Below are 16608 nucleotides of genomic sequence, written 5' to 3'. Positions count from 1 at the left end.
TCCCTGCCGGAGCGGTGCTGTCACGTTCTGCCGCGCTGTCTCGTCCTGGGGAGAGAAGACACATTCGGGAGGACAGCATGCCGAAGGAGATCACGGTCGTCGGTGGAGGACTGGCCGGGTTGGTGGCGGCCGTCGAGGCGGCCGAACGGGGCGCGAAGGTGACGCTGCACGAGGCGCATTCGTCGCTCGGCGGGCGGGGAGGGCGACGTCGGGTCCGTACGTCGCCCATGACGGGGCGCACGTGTTCTACGCCGACGGGCCGCATTGGACATGGTTGGTCGACCACGGGGTGGTCGGCCGGCTGGGACGGCCGTCGGTGCGCGATGCGCGCATCGGGTTCCGCGTCGACGGCGACCTGCGCGCGATACCGCCGCGGCGGTTTCTGAGCATGCTGTCGCTGCGGCGCATGACCCTGACCCCCAAGAGGGCCGCGCCGGTCGACCGGGACTTCCACGGGTGGGCATCCGAACGGTTCGGGGAGGAGACCGCCCGGCACGCGGCCAACGCCATCGCCGTCGCCACCTACGAGGCCGACACCGGACGCCTGTCCGCCGCCTTCGTCTGGGACCTCATCACACGCGTCTTCGCACCCAAACCACCGGCCGTGCGGTGGGTCGTCGGCGGCTGGCAGTCCGTTGTGGACAGGCTGGTGGCCGTCGCCAAGGAACGCGGCGTCGACATCGTGCTCGGCTCCCGCGTCACCGAGCTGCCGACCACGCCGACGATCGTCGCCACCGAGCTGTCCTCGGCGCGCGTCCTGCTCGGCGACGACACGCTGCGCTGGCACAGCGGACATGCCGCACTGCTCGACATCGCCGTACCCCGGGCGCGCACCGACCGGTTCGTCGCCTTCGACCTCGACGAAGGCGGCTTCCACGAGAACTACGCGGCCCAGGACGACACCGTCGCACCGGCCGGCGAATCCCTGTTCCAACTGCAGATGCCCGTGCGCGCCGCCGAGCGCAAGGCCGACGCCGCACACCGCCTGGAACTTCTCGCCGACCACACCGTGCCCGGATGGCGCGAACGTGCACGCTGGCACCGCACCGCCACGGCCAAGGGCCGCACCGGCGCGCTCGACCTGCCAGGACAGACCTGGCGAGACCGGCCCGCCATCGACCGCGGCGGCGACGTCGCCCTCGCCGGCGACATGGTCGCCGCACCGGGAATGCGCGGCGAGATCTCGATCAACAGCGCCCTGCGTGCCGTCACGACGCTGCTGGGCGAGGCTGATGAGGCGGAGACTGCCGGCGCCCCCGAACCGCGGCGAACCCGAAACGATGGGATCTACTCCGCCGTGTCAGCAATCCGCGTCGCCGTGTTGGCGGTTCGCGACGCCGTGTCAGCGCCCTGGGGTGGGTCCTTGTTGGCACCTCGGGCAGAACCACGTCGGTCGCTGCTCGACACCCGAACCCTGCGGCGCCACGCGCACCGGGCCGCCGCAGCGGAAGCAGCCGTGCCGCGTGCGTTCGTACACCCACGTGCGGCGCCTCGGTGCCAGCTCGCCAGTCGTGCTCTGCTGCCAACGATGCGCATTGGCGCGCAACAGCTTCCGCGCCAACGTCACCGCGGCCACCGGGTCCACATCGGACACCGGCGTCCACGGCGTCACACCCAACAGGAAACAGGTTTCCACCTTGTACAGGTTTCCCACCCCGGCCAGCGCCCGCTGATCCAACAGCGCCACGCCCAATTCTCGCGCCGGGTCCGCCGCCAGGTTCTCCGCCGCGCGACCGGCATGCTCGTCCGACCACTCGGCGTCCAACAGATCCGGCCCCAGATGGCCCACCCAGCGATGTTCGTCCGCCACCGGCAGCAACGCCACATCATGCACCCGCACACCGATCACCTCGGCCGCCCCCGTCGCCAACGCCACGCGCACCTGATGGCCCGGCGCGCTCCACCGCGCCCCGCGGCGCACCACCCGCCACTCACCGTCCATCCGCAAATGGCTGTGCAGGCTCAGCACATCCCCGGCGCCGCCGCGTCGGCGCCGAACCGGAAGAACAGGTGCTTGCCCACCGTGCGCACATCCAGGAACGTGCGGCCACGCACATCAGCCGTCGCCAACGCCGGCAGCCGGAAATCGCTGCGCGTGATCACCGCACCGGCCAACGCGCGCTCCACCACGCGCCCCGTGCGGAAAACCGTGTCGCCCTCCGGCACCGCTACGCCGAATCGGGCTGCGCGTGCTGCTCCGGATCCCCACCCAGGATGCGGTGCCGACCCGCACGGCTCGACCGCAGGATCTTCGCCAACACCATGTTGAACGTCAACGAGATCTCGTGCGCCCCCGGCGACCGCCACTCGTGAATCGGCAGACACGCGCCCTGCGCCTGCTGGATCGCCAACTGATCCGGGATCGCCGTCGGCATCACCGCCCTGCCGAACGTCTCCCGCAGCTCCTCCACCCGGTAATGATGCTCGTACGACCGCGGCCGCAACCGGTTCACCAACACCCCGGCCGACCGCAACCGCGGGTTCGGCCCACGGCGCACCGACTCGATCGCCTCGAACGCCCGCTCCGCGCCCGACACCGCATACATCGTCGGCTCCGTCACCAACAACGCCGAATCCGCCGCCAACAACGCCGACCTGGTCAACCGGCCCAACGACGGCGGGCAATCCAGGATCGCGATCTCGTACGGCCGGTCGTCCACCGCCGGCGGGCGCTCGCGCAACACGTCCAACGCCCGCGCCAGATTGTCCATCCGCCGCGCATCCGGCCCCGGCTCGTTCAGCAGCTCCAGATCCTCGGAACTGACGAACACGTCCAACTCGGGACTCCACCCGCTCGGCGCCAACGCCCGATCGATCACCGCCTCGCGCGGGGTGTCCAACACTGCCGTCAACGTGGACTCCGTCATCGGCGGATTCAGCGTCGCGGTCGCGTTGCCCTGCGGATCCAGGTCCGCGACCAACGCGCGAGACCCCCGCCGAAGCGCCGCGGAGGCAAGGCCGAGCGCGACCGTCGTCTTGCCCACGCCTCCCTTGAGGCTCAACACCGCGACCGTATGCACGCCCCGAAGCGTATCGGCTCGCGCAGCGTCACGGGGTGGTCCGGGCGTCCCGCGCGAGATCCCTCACGTGGGTGGCGGTGTGACTCGGGCAGTCACGCCCGGCGTGTCCGGCACACAGGGCGCGCGGTCGCCGACGCGCGTGACTACGCTGGGCGCCCATGCGAACGGAGTACGCGGCCGGCCACGGATCCCCGGCCGTACGGCGAGTGCTGGAAGACGAGCTGGCGCGGGTGCGCGAACAGCGTTCCAGCAGGCCACGGGTGGTCGACGTCGGCGGCGGCAGCGGCGGTTGGGCCGTGCCCCTGGCCCGCCACGGATGCGAGGTGACCGTCGTCGAACCCAACCCCGACGCGCTGGCCACCCTGCGCCGGCGCGCACGGGAGGTCGGCGTCGACGAACTCATCACCGTCGTGGCCGACGACTCCGACGCTCTCACCGGCGCCGTGCCCGAATCGTCCGCCGACCTCGTCCTCGCCCACGGACTGCTCGAGGTCGTCGACGACCCCGCCGCCGCCGTGCGCGCCTTCGCCGCCGTCACCGCACCCGGCGGCGCCGTGTCCGTGCTCGTCGCCAACCGCCACGCCGCCGTCCTGCAGCGTGCACTCGCCGGCCGCGTCGGCGAGGCCACCGCTCTACTGGCCGCACCCGACGGCGTGCTCACCGGCGATTCCGAAACCGTGCTGCGCCGGTTCGACACCCCGGGCCTCGAGATGCTGCTCGGTGGCGCCGGCCTGACCGTCGCGCACATGCAGGGCGACGGCGTCGTCGCCGACGTCGTGCACCACCTGGACGCCGCTCGCGACGGGGCCGAGGAGACGTGGGAACGCGACCTCACCGAGTTCGAGGACCGCGCCGCCGTCACCCCGCCGCTGCGCGACATCGCCAGCCGACTGCACGTACTGGCCCGCCGCCCCGCCTGAACCGCCGCGGGGTTCCGTGTGGCCCGGTTCTGTCGGTGGCCGCGGCTAGGCTGGCGCCGTGGGACGTAACGCGCAGCTGCCCGGCGGGCACGAGCGCTTCGTGGTGCGCACCGACACCCCGCGCGGTGACTACCCGGACGACACCGGGTGCCCGATCCTGCACGTCGACATGGACGCGTTCTACGCGGCCGTGGAACTGCGCGAACACCCCGAACTGGCCGAACGGCCCGTGATCGTCGCCGGCGAGGGCCCGCGGTCCGTCGTGCTGTCGGCCAACTACCCGGCACGCAAGTACGGCGTGCGCTCGGCCATGCCCGCCGGCGCGGCCCGCAAACTGTGCCCCGATGCCGTGTGGATCCCGCCGAGCAGGCACGCCTACCGCGAGGTGTCCGACGGCGTCATGGCGATCTTCCGCGACCTGACCCCGCTCGTGGAGCCCCTCAGCCTCGACGAGGCGTTCCTGGACGTCGGCGGCGCCCTGCGCCGGCTCGGCGCGTCCCCCGCCGAGCTCGGCGCGCGCATCCGGGCGCGCGTGGCCGCCGAACACGGCATCACCTGCTCCGTCGGCGTCGGCCGGGCCAAGTTCATCGCCAAACTGGCCTCCGGCATGGCCAAGCCGGACGCCATGGTCGTCGTCCCCGACGCCTGCACGCTCGAGTTCCTGCACCCGCTGCCCGTCTCGGCGCTCTGGGGCGTCGGCGCCCGCACCGAGGAGACTCTGCGCAACCACGGCTTCGCCACGATCGCCGACGTCGCCGCCGCACCCGTGCAGAGACTGCGGCGCAGTGTCGGCAACGCCGCGGGCCCGCACCTGCACGCACTTGCCCACGGCCGCGACGACCGCCCCGTGGTGGCCGAATCGGAGGAGAAGTCGCTCGGTGCCGAGCACACCTTCGACACCGACGTCCGCGACCGCGGCGTGCTCGACCGGGAATTGCTGCGCCTGTCCGAACGCGTCGCGGCGACGTTGCGGGCCAAGGCGCTGCGCGGCCGGACCGTGTCGATCAAGGTGCGCTTCGCCGACTTCCGCACGATCACCCGCGCCCGCACGCTCGGCGCCGCCACCGACTCGTCCCGCGAGGTGCATGCGCAGGCGTCCGAACTGTTCCGGGAGGCCACCGCGACGCCCTCCGGCGACCCGGTGCCGGTGCGGCTCGTCGGGGTCCGCATGGAGGGCCTCGCGGACGGGGATGCCGCGGAGCAACTGAGCTTCGACACGCTCGCGACGGAGACACCCGGAGTGACTGCGAGCCCGCGCTGGCGGGAGGCCGAACGGGCGGCCGATGACGCCCGGTCGAGATTCGGGTCCGCGGCGATCCGTCCGGCGTCGCTGTTGTCACCCGATGAGAGGTGATGTTGATCGCGTTCCGTGCAGGTCACGGTCCGCTCCGTCGTTGTCGCAGGAAAGAGTCCTGCCGGAAGGTGAGATCGGGTAGTCGCCGGCGCGAGGTCCTCGTATCCTGGGTGGTGACACCCCGACCCTGGGGCTTGTCAGGGTCCACGACGAATTGCGGTCCGGTGCGCGAGAGGCACCGGAAAGCGCTGTGCCGGAGGAGGAAAGATGCCACTCTCCGAGCATGAGCAGCGGCTGCTCGACCAGATCGAGCGCGAGCTCTATGCCGAGGACCCCAAGTTCGCATCGTCGGTACGTGGCGCCAAGGTGCGCCGCCCGAAGCGCGGTAAGCGTCTGCAGGGCGGTGCGCTGTTCGTACTGGGCATCGGCCTGCTGGTGCTCGGCGTCATCGTGCCGGTGCGGGTTGCGAGATCCCGCTGATCAGCGTGTTCGGCTTCCTGGTGATGTTCTTGGGGGTGGTGCTCGTCGTCACTGCCATGCGAGCAGGTGGGGAGCCGGAAGCGGAGGACGCCGACAGCGGCGGCACTGGGGGCTCCGGCGGCGGCTCGTCCGGCGCCGCTCAGGCCAAACGCAGCTCCTTCTCGCAGAAGATGGAGGATCGTCTCCGCCAGCGGTTCGACGATCGATAACACCGCGACCCGCTCCCGCGGGCCGCGACATGCACATACCGACTTCGAGCAGGGCACCGGCCACCGGTGCCCTGCTCGAAATCATGTCCGGGGCACGTCCCGCCGCCTGAGCTCCCAAGGGCCCTTGGGAGCTTCTGGGGTCAGCGGGAGAGGAGGGAGCGGGGGACCAGTTGGCCTCGCCAGGGGAGCGGGGAGTGGCGGTCCATCGCCGCACGCAGGCCCTCCACGGCCTCGGCCAGGTTCGGTTCGGTGCCGCCCGGCAGGCCGGCGCCTGCTGACGGGCCGGCGCCGGCCGCGCCGGTGGGGCTGTACCACGAGCGTTCGACCACCTGCACGATCGTCGACAGGTGGCGGCGGCCCTCGTCGTCGAGCGCGAGCCGGTCGGTGATGGTGTCGCGGGCCTGGCGGAGCGTCTCGGTCGACGGGATGTCCAGGCCGCGGTCGGCGCACTCGGCCAGCACCTCACGCCACGCGGCGTCCGCCGAGGCGGGCGTGCCGCGGGAGACCTCGGCGAGCCGGCGGCGCCGGCCGAACTCACGCGTGGCGGCCGGTCCGAGCAGGGCGGCGACACCGAGGAGCACCACGAGCGGCACCGCCCAGTGCAGCAGCCACCCGGCCAGCACCAGCGAGACCGCCCACGCGCCGCCGACCGCCGCGGCGACGGCAGTGCTCACCGGCGGGCCGCCGGTGACGAACCGCCGGCCGCCCAGCAGCACGGCCGCCGTCGTCGCGGCCAGCAGACCGCCGGCCAGCCATCCCGGCCACTGTGCCGGCGGGCCGGAGTGCGGGTCCGGCTGGGCCTGCGCGTCCTGACCGTCCTCGGGGGCGGGTGCGGGTTCCTCCGACGTCGGCCGGGGGTCGTCCGGCGCGGACTCGTCCTCCGCCGGGTCCGGCGGCAGCGGGTCCTCCTCGGTGTCGAGGTAGTCGGGCGTGTAGCCGCGGCCGTCGCTGAGCGGGGTGGGGTCGAACGTGACCCAGCCCAGGTCGTCGAAGTACACCTCGACCCACGCGTGCGCGTCCTGCGAGGTGATGACCCGCGAGCCCTGACCGTCCTGGTAGCCGCGGGTGAAGCCGACGGCGACCCGGGAGGCACGTCGATCGAGCGCAGCATCACGGCCATGGCCGAGGCGTACTGCTCGCAGAAGCCGCGTTTGCCGTGGAGGACGAAGTCGGCGAGCGCGTCCGGATCGGACGCCGGCGCGGTCTGGGTGTCGTAGACGAACCCGTTGGCCGGGTCGGTGAAGTGCCGCCAGATCGACCGGGCCTGGTCGAACGTCGTGTCCTGGTCGCGGGTGAGGTCCTCGGCGAGACCGCGCACCCGCGGGTCGACGTGGTCGGCCCGGAGGTACTCGGCGGATCCGCCGGTGACGGCGCCCTGGGCGCGCAGCTGCTCGGTGGACGGTTCCTCGAGCGAGGTCGTCATCGTGTACGCCTCGGGGCGACGCCGGTCCTCGCTGTACACGGCGCCGCTGCCGGGGTCGTAGTACCAGCCGGGCGACGGCGGATCGATGCTGCGCATCCGGCCGTAGGTGGGCAGCCAGACGTCGAGCCAGTTGACCGGCGTGACGCGAACGGTGCGCGCGTCGCCGGACGGGGTGTCGCCGGGGGCGGGCGGCAGGACGCCGTCGGCCGGTTGCCCGGCGGGCATCCGCCGGCCCTCCGGCAGCGCCCACCCTTCGCCGGGCACGTATCGGGACAGGGTGAAGGCGCGCATCAGCGGTACGTCCTCGCCGAGGCCGTCGACCTCGAACATCCGCGCATCGCCCCGTTCGCCGAGCATGCCGCGCAGCGAGGTGAACGGGGAGACGCCGAGTCCGCCGGGTGCCTGGCGCTCCTCGGAGTCGGAGCCGGGCAGGCTTCCCTCGGTGCCGACGACCGTGATGGTGGCGCCGGCGACGAGTCCCGCGACGACGGCGGTCACGACCACCGCCACGGGGGCCGACACCGACCCGACGCTGACGCCCGCGCGCGCACGGGTGTGCGGTTACGCCACACCCGGTGCCGGTGCTGCCGTCGACCGCCAGCAGCGCGGCGAACGCGGCGACGCCGAGGGTGAACGTCCACCACGGCAGCATGTCCGAGGTCAGCGCCGAGGGGACGGCGTACAGGCACAGCAGCACGAGGCCGGTGGCGGCCGGGGCGGCCGCGGTGATCGCGAGGATGTCGACGATCAGTGCGACCAGACCGAGCGAGATCATGATCAGACAGCGGATGCCGGCGCTCGCCTCGACGGGCGGCAGTCCGGTGCGAATGTCCTCGAATCCGCCGAGCAGCACGCGGTGCAGTTCGGCGAACGCCTCCGGCCCGGGCAGGACCGTGAGCACCCCCGTCGTCGTGAACGAGCCGGTGATGAGCATCAGCAGCACGAGCAGCTGCGCCGCGCCCACGACGAACGGGTGCAGCCGTGCCGCGCGGGTCGCGATGCCCGTCGCCGTGATCAACAGCGTGGCGAGCAGCACGTCGCCGAACCACGACCAGCCCTGCAGCACCCCGCTCAGCGACGTCGCGGCGGCGATCACCGCGAGCGCGGCCACGAGCGGGGCGACGACGCCGTGCACCGTGAGGGCCGGGCCGCGCCGGGGGGCGTCCCCGGCGCCGGGAGCGGTGGCGGGTTGCTGGGGCGGGGCCGCCGGGGGCGTGACGCTCACCAGCCACCTCCCGCCTGGACCGGGCCGCGGGCCGGGATGGAGCACAGCCGGGTCCACGCCTCGTCGATGCGCATGCTGCGGTCGGCGACGACGACGCCCCAGCCCGCGGACCGCAGCAGCGACGCGGCCTCGTCGACCGGCGGGCCCGCGGGTCGGCCCGGTTCGGGCCACGAGGCGGTGTCGACGAGCACGGCGAGGCTGCGGACGCCGCGGGTGCGCACGTTCGTCAGCTCGGCGACGCCCTGGGCACCGATGGTGCCGAGGACGGCGACGAGCTCCTGGCCGTGGCCCGGATCGGCGCCGGTGGCGAGTTCGCGGTCGTGCGTGGGTTGGAGCGCGGCGAGGGCGTCGAGCACCACGCCGTCGGCCTGCGGTCCCGACTGCTGCGGGGCGTCGACCACGGGCAGGCCGTTGCCGCTGACCAGCCGCACCGGCATGCCCGCGCGGCCGAGGTGCAGGCACGCGCTCGCGGCGAACTCGATCGCCCACTCGAGGCTGCCGTCGGGGGTGCCGATGCCGTGGTGGGCGGCGGCACGGTGGTCGAGCAGTACGGTCGTCCCGCCGCGCCAGGGCCGTTCCTCGACGCGCACCATGACCTCGTCGCGGCGGGCGGTGGAGCGCCAGTGGACCTTCCGCAGGTCGTCGCCGGTGCGGTATTGGCGCACCATGACGTCGGGTTCGCCATGGCCGGCGTGCAGGCGCACGTTGCCGGTCTCACCGCCACCGGTGCCGGCGCCACCGGGCATGCCCTGCAGGCGCGTGATGCGCGGGACGACGACGATGCGCGACGGCGGGGCCAGGTCGCGGTCGAACTCGCACAGTCCGAACGGGTCGGTGATGGTCGCGCGCAACGAGCCGATGCGGTGCACGCCGCGCAGTCCGGGGCGGATCGGGTAGCGCAGGGACACCGGATGGTGGGGGAGGCGTTCGACGACGAACCGCGGCCGCACGCCGAGGACCTGCGGCACGCGGTCCTCGAGCAGGATCTCGCCTGCGGGGAGTCGTCCCGTACGCCACAGGTCGAGTCGCACCTCCCCGTCGCCGCCGACGGGCACACGTTCCTCCGACAGCAGCCGCCGCGCGCCGATGCGCACGCGCGAGGCCGACGCCAGCAGCACGGTCAACAGCGGCAGGGCGATGACGAACACCGCGATGCGCAGTAAACCCCGCTCGTTGAGCACCGCGGCGCAGATCGCTGCCGCGACACCGGCGGCGAGCAGACAGCGTCCGCGCGTGGTCAGACCGGACAGTGCGCGCAGCAACGCGGGTTTACGCCGTCCCGCGGAGGTGGTCATGGCCCTGGGTCCGTACGTCAGCGTCCGACGTGGTCACCGGCGGTCCCGCGCGACCGTCGGGGTAGGGCTGGGCGGGAGGTGTGGCGGCGTGCTGCGGGTGATGCCCGTTCGTCGAGCCCCCGGCCTGCGTGCCGGCGGGGGCGCCCCGCTGGGGCACGGGCAGCCGCTGCAGCACCGAGCGCACGACGTCGGCTGCGGAGCGGCGCGCGGCCTGCGCCTCGGTGGTGAGCACGAGCCGGTGGGCCAGCACGGGTACGGCCACGGCGTGCAGGTCGTCGGGGACGACGAAGTCGCGGCCCGACAGGGCGGCCTGGGCGCGCGCGGCGCGCAGGAACTGGAGGGTGGCGCGCGGCGAGGCGCCGAGGCGCAGCTCGGGCAGCTGCCGGGTGGCCGAGACGATGTCGACGGCGTACTGCCGGACCTCGGGGGCCACGTGGAGCTGCTGGACGGCGGTGGCGAGCCGGTGCACGGTCGCGCCGTCGGAGGCGGGGGTGAGTTCGTCGAGCGGGCTGTGCCCGGCGTGCTCGTCGACCATCGCCAGCTCGGCCTGCGGGTCGGGGTAGCCGATGGACACGCGTGCGGTGAACCGATCGCGCTGGGCCTCGGGGAGGGCGTAGGTGCCTTCCATCTCGATCGGGTTCTGGGTGGCGATGACCATGAACGGCGACTCGAGCGGGTAGGTGGTCGTGTCGACCGTGACCTGCCGTTCCTCCATGCATTCGAGCAGCGCCGACTGGGTCTTCGGCGAGGCGCGGTTGATCTCGTCGCCCACCACGATGTTCGCGAACACCGGGCCGGGCCGGAACTCGAAGTCGGCGTTGTGCCGGTTGTAGATCGACACGCCCGTGACGTCGCTGGGCAGCAGGTCGGGGGTGAACTGGATGCGGCTCACGCTGCAGTCGATGGACCGGCCGAGCGCCTTGGCCAGCGAGGTCTTGCCGACGCCGGGCACGTCCTCGACCAGCAGGTGCCCCTCGGCGAGCAGCGTGACCAGGGCGATGCGGACGACGTCCGGCTTGCCGACGAGGACGCGTTCGACGTTGCCCGCGATGCGCCGGGCGGTCTCGTGCAGCTCACCGAGCCCACCGGTCTCGACGCGCTGCTCACGCTGGTCGGGGCCGCCGTGGTCGGGGTGCTCGGCGTTGGGGTGGGCGGCCGCGTGCGCGGGGCGATCACCGAACGTGTCGGCGGTTGCGGCTGAATGCCCTCTCGACGTCACACGACCTCCACGTTCCCACGTCCACGCCCGTTTTCCAGGTTCCCACGAAGTGTGTCAAACAGAAGCGAAATCGAGACATTCGCCCCGAGCGACGCGGGTCCGCGCCGGGCCTGGGGTTTACAGCGACCGGCAGACCTCTAGTATTGCCCACCGATATCGTGCGGTTACGTAGTGCTATGACTCGGCTGGGCTGTGGCTCGACCACGACTCGGACGACTCGGTCGGTGCGGGATGGGAGGCATGATGACCGGTGAGACGTCGGCGCCCGTCACGGGGCCGGTGGACATCCCGGCGGGTGCCTTCACGGTCTCGCCCGAGCTGGCCCAGGACAGCCTGCGCAAGATCAGCAGCCTGCAGGACGAGGTCGCGCGCATGGTGCGGGAGGCCAAGGTGCTCGGGCGCTCGGTCCCGTTGGGCGGCGGCTACGCGGGCGAGCTGGGCGAGTTCATGGCGCGCTACGGCATCGAACCCGGTGGCGGTCCCGCGGGCGATGTGTCGCAGGCGAGCACGGCCATCGGCGCGCTGGCCTCCGGTGAGGGCTCGGCGGCGGCGCGGGCGGCGGTGCCGGCGCTCGTCGAGTTCGGCAGGCAGTTGGCGGATCTGCGCGAGCAGATCGACGCCGCGCTCGAGCAGTACCGGGCCCGCGACGAGGACGCCGCGGGCGACATGGGCGGTGTGGATTGCGAAGGCGGCTGAGCCTGCTCGCCGTCCCGGCGATCGCCATGCTCGTCGCGGGCTGCGGTCAGGCCGTCGGCGGCGACCCCCGAGGAGACGCCGCCCAGGGGGACACAGCCGAGGGAGGCACGGCCCAGGACGACACCCGGCCGACGCGGAGCGCGCCCCCGTCGAGCGCGCCGAGTGCGGAACCTCTCGATCCGTGCGCGTGGCTGGACCCGGCGGACCGGTCGACGGCGGGGCTGTCGGTGGCGGGCGAGCCGCGGGACGTCGCCGGCGCGCCGGCGTGCGACTACACCGAGCCGGGTGTGGGCGGCGTGACGATCACGGTCGACGACGCGTCCGGGGTGGCCGACCTCGAGGCGGGCGCCGACGACGTCGAGCGGCTGCGGATCGGTGCGCGCGATGCGGTGCGGATGGCCGATCGCGCGGCCGACGACGGCACGTGCGCGGTGGTGCTGGCCACGGGGCCGGGGTCGTCGGTGCACATCGATGTGTCCTCTGTGGACTTCACCGACACGGCGTCGTCGTGCGAGCGGGCGACGACGGTGGCCGAGCTGGTCGAGCCCGAGTTGCCCAGGAGGGCCGAATGAGCGGAGACACGGCACCCGAACCGGTGGTGCGGTACGAGAGTTACAGCCACGAGCAGTTGAAGGCCGAGGTCGAGGCCGGTAACGACCCGGAGGCTGCGGGTGAGATCGCGCGCGGCTGGGTCGAACTGGCCGGGCGCCTGCAGTCCGCGGTGGACACGCTGAGCGGTGCCGCGGGCGGCTCCGAGGAGGCATGGCAGGGCGACGGGGGAGACGCGTTGCGGGCCGCGTTGGCGCGCGCGGGCGCGTGGGCGCGGCACGGCGCGGAGGCCGCCACGTCGGTGGGCGGTGCCGTGTCGGCCCAGGCGGGCGCGGCGGCGCGGGCGCGGGCGGCGATGCCCGAACCCGTCGAGTACGACCGGCCGGGATGATCCGGGACGTCGCGTCGTCCGGGAACCTGGTGGCGTTGGCGGGCCTGGCGGGTGCGCTGGCCGAACGTCGGCACGAGGCCGAACGGGCGCGGCAGACCGCCATCGACGTGATGTACGCGCGGGACCGCGCGCTGCGCGACGCCGTGCCGGGCGACGGTTTCGCGGCGCCGCCGTCGCTGAGCAGCAGGGCATGATCCGGGTCTCGGCCTCGGCGTTCGACATCCTCTGGTCGGACGTCGTCACGGATGCCGCGCCCCGGCCCGGCGTGTTGCGGATCCCGAGCGGCGGTGCGACCGACACCGAGCGGCGGTGGATCCGAGAGGACGTGTACGCCAATCTGGCCGATCGTGGCCTGTTGCCGGGCGGCCGGGTCGACGAGGTGTTGTGTGCGCGGCTGGAGGCGTTGGCGTCGGCGCCGGTGACGATCGAGTGCGAGTTCCTGTTCGACGTGGCCGCCGACGAGGAGCCGTTGCGGGCGGTGCTGGCCGGCAGCCGGACCGGCCCCGGTGTGCTGGCCGTGCAACCTGAACGCACGATCGGCGTGGCCGCCGTCGGCGAGGGCCGGCTGTTCGCCGACGCGGCGGGGGTGCTGCCGGACGTCGAGCCCGGCCCCGGTGCCGGGGTGAACCTCCCGTCGGACGCACTGTCGGCGGCCGACGATCCGGTGTTCGACGGCACGGCGTTCGACGGCAGGGCGTTCGACGGCACGGCGGGCTCGCGGGCGTACGAGCAGCAGGTCCGCGAGGCGCTGGCCATCCAGGCCCGTCCGGTACTGGCGGCCGGTCAGTTCACCCTGACCCGGCGTACGGCGGGGGAGCCGCCGCGCCGGCTGGGTGGCGCGACGTGGTTCCTGACCGATGTCGGCGCCTACACGGGTGTGACCCACCGCGGCGGCGACGGCCGGAGCTGGACGAGCGTGGCGCCGGCCGATCGGGACCGCGTCGCCGCGCGACTGGCCGATCTGGCTGATGCGGAGGACGGGGCACCGGTCCGGGGCTGATCGCGCCCGCCGCGGCTCTCCACCGTTCCCCACCCGGGGCTCCACGGCGCCCCACCACGGTTCCCCACCGTCGTCCCCGGGCGTTCCCCACGATCACCCACGGGCGGCCCCGGGCCGTCCGTGGCGGGTCGGCGACGCTCGAAAACCGGCCGGATCCGGCGTCCCGACGGGCCCGAACCCCGCCGAACATCCCCCGCCTCGGCGATATCCCCCCACCCTGCCCCACCTGCCAACCACCGCGCTGACCTGCGAATCTGTGGCCGATGTCCCGTGAATCCCCGTGTTTTCCCGTTGACTGTGGTGGGAAGTGGGGTACGGTGGTGATCAGTGGGGCGGAAGGGAGCTCCGTGGCCGGTTCCGGTGGGTCCGACAGGGAGGCCTGCTGGATCGGTAGGGGAGGTGGAGGCCGATGTTCCTCGGCACTCACACCCCGAAGCTGGACGACAAGGGGCGGCTGACGTTGCCCGCGAAGTTCCGGGAAGCGTTGGCAGGGGGCCTGATGATCACCAAGGGTCAGGACCACTGCCTCTACGTCTTCCCGCGGGCGGAGTTCGAGCAGATGGCTCGGAAGGTCGCCGAGGCGCCGTTCACGAACGAATCGGTGCGGGCGTATCAGCGGTACCTCTTCGCGGGGACCGATGAACAGCGACCCGACGGGCAGGGGCGCATCGCGATCGCGTCCGAGCTCAGGCGTTATGCCGGGCTCAACAAGGAGTGTGTGGTGATCGGTGCGATCACCAGGTTGGAGATTTGGGACTCCGAGGCGTGGCAGTCCTATCTCGACGACAACGAGGACAACTACGCGAAGGCGCAGGAGGAGATCCTGCCCGGCGTTTTCTGAGTCGCTCCGGCGGCGTAGGGAACCGTCGGAAATCGGCTTCGGTGCGGATGTCCTCAGGCTGCGGCCCTGATACACCTTCCCCGGTATCAGGCCCGCAACCTGAAGGCATCCGCCCGCCGCCGAATCGAATTCGGAACGTATTCGCGTTGAATTCGGCGGAAACGGGGCCGCCGGGAGGAAAGGGGGCGCGTCATGACCAGCGATGCCGCTCACCTTCCCGTTCTCCTCGACCGGGTCGTCGAATTGTTCACCCCGGCGCTCGCCGATCGCGACGCCGTTCTCGTCGACACCACGCTCGGTCTCGGCGGTCACGCGGACGCGCTGCTGTCCGCTCACCCCCGCCTCACCCTCATCGGTCTGGACCGCGATCCCGCGGCACTCGAACGCTCCCGGCAGCGGCTCGCGCCGCACGGCGACCGCGTCGAGTACGTCCACGCCGTCTACGACGAACTGCCCAGCGTCCTCGACCGACTCGAGCTGCCCGCGGTGGACGGCGTCCTGATGGACCTCGGGGTGTCGTCGATGCAGCTCGACGTCGCCGACCGCGGATTCGCCTACGCCCAGGACGCACCGCTCGACATGCGCATGGACCCGACCACCGGCTCCAGCGCGGCCGACGTGCTCAACACCTACTCGGTCGCCGACCTCACGCGCATCCTGCGCGAGTACGGCGAGGAGCGGTTCGCCCAGCGCATCGCGAAGGCCGTCGTGGCCGAACGGGACAAGGAACCCTTCAGCCGCAGCGGACGTCTCGTGGAGCTGCTCTACGACGCCGTGCCGGCCGCCAGCCGGCGCACCGGGGGACACCCGGCCAAGCGGACGTTCCAGGCGCTGCGCATCGAGGTCAACCGTGAGCTCGACGTGCTGCGTGCGGCCGTGCCGGCGGCGCTGGACGCGCTCGCCGACGGCGGCCGGATCGTCGTCGAGGCCTACCAGTCGCTCGAGGACCGCATCGTCAAGCGCGCCCTCGCCGAGCGGTCCACGTCCCGAACCCCAGAGGGGCTGCCCGTGGAACTTCCCGGGCACGGCCCCGAGTTCCGCCTGTTGACCCGCGGTGCCGAGAAGGCTGGTGCCGAGGAAACCGAGCACAACCCGCGTGCGGCGTCCGTCCGTCTGCGCGCGGCCGAACGGATTGGAGCGGCTGCCTGATGACCGCACCCGCACGTCCTCGCCCGCAGCCGGACGAACGTCCGCGGCAGAGCCCGCGGCGCGGCACGCGGCAGGCACCGGCCGCCGCACCCGACACCGGCGCACCGCGCCGCCGCAGTTCCGCCGCCGAACGCGCCTACGCCCGCCGGGCGCAGCGCGTCGACTCGGTGCAGCGCCAGACCGAACAGCGTGAGCAGGCCGAACCGCTGCGTCTGCGCCTCAAGCTGCGCCTGCCGCGCTCGCGCGCCTCGTTCGTGCTCATGCTGATGGCGCTGATGGCCGTGGGCGTCGCGACGACGCTGTGGTTGTCGACGCAGGCCATCTCCGATTCGTACCGGCTCGAGGAGCTGCGCCAGTCGAACGCCGATCTGGCCGAACGCACCGAGGAACTCACACACGAGGTCGCCACGGCCGAGGCGCCCGGTCAGCTGGCCGACCGGGCCGAGAAGCTCGGCATGGTGCCCGGCGGTGACCCGGCCCGGCTGGTCGTGGGCGACGACGGCAAGGTCCGCGTCGTCGGCGATCCGGAGAAGGCCGAGAAGCCCGCTCCGCCGCCCCCACCCGCCGCGCCCGACAACAACGCCGGGGACAACCCGAACGCCGGGGGGAACGGTGCCGCCGACGAACAGCGCGGCGGTGACAACGGCAACGGCGGCAACGGCGGCAACGGCGGTGGCGGCCCGGACGGCGAGAACCGCCAGGCCGACGCCGCGGCCGAGGGCCAGGGTGACCGTCCCGAGGGCGGCGCCGGACCCGGCGGTGACGGCGAGCCAGCCCCCGAGGCCCAGGGCTGACCGACACGCGCGGGGTACGCGCGTACGCCGGTGCGGGCGGTGCCGGCGGGGAGACTGTGGACTGACGGTGGGGCGAGCCGCGAGGGCGGCGGCCCGCGGGAGC

At 73.0% G+C, this 16608-nt stretch carries 16 protein-coding genes and 4 pseudogenes; 12 read left to right on the top strand and 8 right to left on the bottom strand.

The window, feature by feature from the left end; all coding sequences use genetic code 11:
• Nucleotides 1-77: 77 nt before the first annotated feature.
• Nucleotides 78-386 (top strand): NAD(P)-binding protein, encoded by a 309-nt coding sequence (locus BJF85_RS29000; protein WP_075848638.1) that lies wholly within the window; start codon nucleotides 78-80, stop codon nucleotides 384-386.
• Between the two features lie 136 nt (nucleotides 387-522).
• Here BJF85_RS29000 and BJF85_RS30275 read toward each other — a convergent pair whose 3' ends face one another.
• The 3 genes and pseudogenes from BJF85_RS30275 to BJF85_RS16265 form a co-directional block, all read right to left on the bottom strand.
• A complete protein-coding gene (locus BJF85_RS30275) occupies nucleotides 523-813 on the bottom strand; it encodes a hypothetical protein (RefSeq protein ID WP_075848636.1) in 291 nt (96 codons plus the stop codon).
• Between the two features lie 529 nt (nucleotides 814-1342).
• Nucleotides 1343-2166 (bottom strand): annotated as a pseudogene (locus BJF85_RS30270) (DNA-formamidopyrimidine glycosylase family protein).
• A gap of 2 nt (nucleotides 2167-2168) precedes the next feature.
• The gene (locus BJF85_RS16265; protein ID WP_075848634.1) at nucleotides 2169-3020 is read right to left on the bottom strand and encodes a ParA family protein; all 852 of its coding nucleotides are present in this window, start codon (nucleotides 3018-3020) and stop codon (nucleotides 2169-2171) included.
• 158 nt (nucleotides 3021-3178) lie between these two features.
• Here BJF85_RS16265 and BJF85_RS16260 point away from each other — a divergent pair, with 158 nt between their 5' ends.
• The 3 genes and pseudogenes from BJF85_RS16260 (at nucleotide 3179) to BJF85_RS16250 (ending at nucleotide 5923) form a co-directional block, all read left to right on the top strand.
• Complete coding sequence (locus BJF85_RS16260) at nucleotides 3179-3940, top strand: bifunctional 2-polyprenyl-6-hydroxyphenol methylase/3-demethylubiquinol 3-O-methyltransferase UbiG (protein WP_075848632.1); 762 nt, start codon at nucleotides 3179-3181, stop codon at nucleotides 3938-3940.
• Between the two features lie 58 nt (nucleotides 3941-3998).
• Entirely contained in the window at nucleotides 3999-5294 is a 1296-nt protein-coding gene (gene dinB, locus BJF85_RS16255) for a DNA polymerase IV (protein WP_075848630.1), read from the top strand.
• Between the two features lie 207 nt (nucleotides 5295-5501).
• Nucleotides 5502-5923, top strand: a pseudogene (locus tag BJF85_RS16250) (DUF3040 domain-containing protein).
• Between the two features lie 140 nt (nucleotides 5924-6063).
• Here the strand turns inward: BJF85_RS16250 and BJF85_RS30265 are convergent.
• The 5 genes and pseudogenes from BJF85_RS30265 to BJF85_RS16235 all read right to left on the bottom strand — a co-directional run bounded on the left by BJF85_RS30265 (nucleotide 6064) and on the right by BJF85_RS16235 (nucleotide 11085).
• Nucleotides 6064-6639 carry a DUF4129 domain-containing protein gene (locus tag BJF85_RS30265; protein WP_255375692.1) on the bottom strand — a complete coding sequence of 192 codons (576 nt, stop codon included), beginning with the start codon at nucleotides 6637-6639 and terminating at the stop codon, nucleotides 6064-6066.
• Between the two features lie 318 nt (nucleotides 6640-6957).
• Nucleotides 6958-7346, bottom strand: a pseudogene (locus BJF85_RS30260) (transglutaminase family protein); the annotation flags it as partial.
• A gap of 556 nt (nucleotides 7347-7902) precedes the next feature.
• A pseudogene (locus BJF85_RS31505) lies at nucleotides 7903-8412 on the bottom strand (transglutaminaseTgpA domain-containing protein); the annotation flags it as partial.
• A gap of 155 nt (nucleotides 8413-8567) precedes the next feature.
• Nucleotides 8568-9833: a DUF58 domain-containing protein gene (locus BJF85_RS16240; RefSeq protein WP_075848789.1), complete on the bottom strand. Its 1266-nt coding sequence runs from the start codon at nucleotides 9831-9833 to the stop codon at nucleotides 8568-8570.
• Nucleotides 9834-9840: 7 nt separating this feature from the next.
• Nucleotides 9841-11085, bottom strand: a complete 1245-nt coding sequence (locus BJF85_RS16235) for a MoxR family ATPase (protein ID WP_083666459.1) — start codon at nucleotides 11083-11085, stop codon at nucleotides 9841-9843.
• A 243-nt stretch (nucleotides 11086-11328) separates the two neighbouring features.
• Between BJF85_RS16235 and BJF85_RS16230 the strand changes: the two genes are divergently transcribed.
• From BJF85_RS16230 to BJF85_RS16200, 8 genes are all read left to right on the top strand, one after another.
• Complete coding sequence (locus BJF85_RS16230) at nucleotides 11329-11781, top strand: hypothetical protein (RefSeq protein WP_075848787.1); 453 nt, start codon at nucleotides 11329-11331, stop codon at nucleotides 11779-11781.
• The gene (locus tag BJF85_RS16225; RefSeq protein ID WP_255375679.1) at nucleotides 11766-12353 is read left to right on the top strand and encodes a DUF3558 domain-containing protein; all 588 of its coding nucleotides are present in this window, start codon (nucleotides 11766-11768) and stop codon (nucleotides 12351-12353) included. Before BJF85_RS16230 ends, BJF85_RS16225 begins: the two co-directional genes overlap by 16 nt.
• Nucleotides 12350-12721, top strand: coding sequence for a PPE domain-containing protein (locus BJF85_RS16220; RefSeq protein ID WP_369822193.1), 372 nt, complete (start codon nucleotides 12350-12352; stop codon nucleotides 12719-12721). Before BJF85_RS16225 ends, BJF85_RS16220 begins: the two co-directional genes overlap by 4 nt.
• Nucleotides 12718-12915: a hypothetical protein gene (locus BJF85_RS31500; protein ID WP_369822192.1), complete on the top strand. Its 198-nt coding sequence runs from the start codon at nucleotides 12718-12720 to the stop codon at nucleotides 12913-12915. The genes BJF85_RS16220 and BJF85_RS31500 overlap by 4 nt, the downstream gene beginning before the upstream one ends.
• Nucleotides 12912-13721, top strand: coding sequence for an ESX secretion-associated protein EspG (locus BJF85_RS16215; protein ID WP_075848628.1), 810 nt, complete (start codon nucleotides 12912-12914; stop codon nucleotides 13719-13721). Before BJF85_RS31500 ends, BJF85_RS16215 begins: the two co-directional genes overlap by 4 nt.
• 409 nt (nucleotides 13722-14130) lie before the next feature.
• Nucleotides 14131-14562, top strand: coding sequence for a division/cell wall cluster transcriptional repressor MraZ (gene mraZ / locus BJF85_RS16210; protein ID WP_075848626.1), 432 nt, complete (start codon nucleotides 14131-14133; stop codon nucleotides 14560-14562).
• Nucleotides 14563-14754: 192 nt separating this feature from the next.
• The gene (gene rsmH, locus BJF85_RS16205; protein ID WP_075848624.1) at nucleotides 14755-15711 is read left to right on the top strand and encodes a 16S rRNA (cytosine(1402)-N(4))-methyltransferase RsmH; all 957 of its coding nucleotides are present in this window, start codon (nucleotides 14755-14757) and stop codon (nucleotides 15709-15711) included.
• A complete protein-coding gene (locus tag BJF85_RS16200) occupies nucleotides 15711-16505 on the top strand; it encodes a hypothetical protein (protein ID WP_075848622.1) in 795 nt (264 codons plus the stop codon). Before rsmH ends, BJF85_RS16200 begins: the two co-directional genes overlap by 1 nt.
• The last annotated feature ends 103 nt before the right edge of the window (nucleotides 16506-16608 follow it).

It is taken from the genome of Saccharomonospora sp. CUA-673 (assembly GCF_001942305.1).
Classification (GTDB): Bacteria; Actinomycetota; Actinomycetes; order Mycobacteriales; family Pseudonocardiaceae; genus Prauserella.
This window is presented reverse-complemented; position numbering and strand designations above follow the sequence as displayed.

Bases quoted from the DNA above. Each gene is read 5' to 3' on its own strand.
- BJF85_RS16220 (WP_369822193.1), top strand. From the start codon at position 12,350: ATGAGCGGAGACACGGCACCCGAACCGGTGGTGCGGTACGAGAGTTAC.
- rsmH (WP_075848624.1), top strand. From the start codon at position 14,755: ATGACCAGCGATGCCGCTCACCTTCCCGTTCTCCTCGACCGGGTCGTC.
- BJF85_RS31500 (WP_369822192.1), top strand. From the start codon at position 12,718: ATGATCCGGGACGTCGCGTCGTCCGGGAACCTGGTGGCGTTGGCGGGC.
- BJF85_RS16230 (WP_075848787.1), top strand. From the start codon at position 11,329: ATGACCGGTGAGACGTCGGCGCCCGTCACGGGGCCGGTGGACATCCCG.
- BJF85_RS16200 (WP_075848622.1), top strand. From the start codon at position 15,711: ATGACCGCACCCGCACGTCCTCGCCCGCAGCCGGACGAACGTCCGCGG.
- BJF85_RS29000 (WP_075848638.1), top strand. From the start codon at position 78: ATGCCGAAGGAGATCACGGTCGTCGGTGGAGGACTGGCCGGGTTGGTG.
- BJF85_RS30275 (WP_075848636.1), bottom strand. From the start codon at position 813: ATGTCGAGCAGTGCGGCATGTCCGCTGTGCCAGCGCAGCGTGTCGTCG.
- BJF85_RS16215 (WP_075848628.1), top strand. From the start codon at position 12,912: ATGATCCGGGTCTCGGCCTCGGCGTTCGACATCCTCTGGTCGGACGTC.
- mraZ (WP_075848626.1), top strand. From the start codon at position 14,131: ATGTTCCTCGGCACTCACACCCCGAAGCTGGACGACAAGGGGCGGCTG.
- BJF85_RS16260 (WP_075848632.1), top strand. From the start codon at position 3,179: ATGCGAACGGAGTACGCGGCCGGCCACGGATCCCCGGCCGTACGGCGA.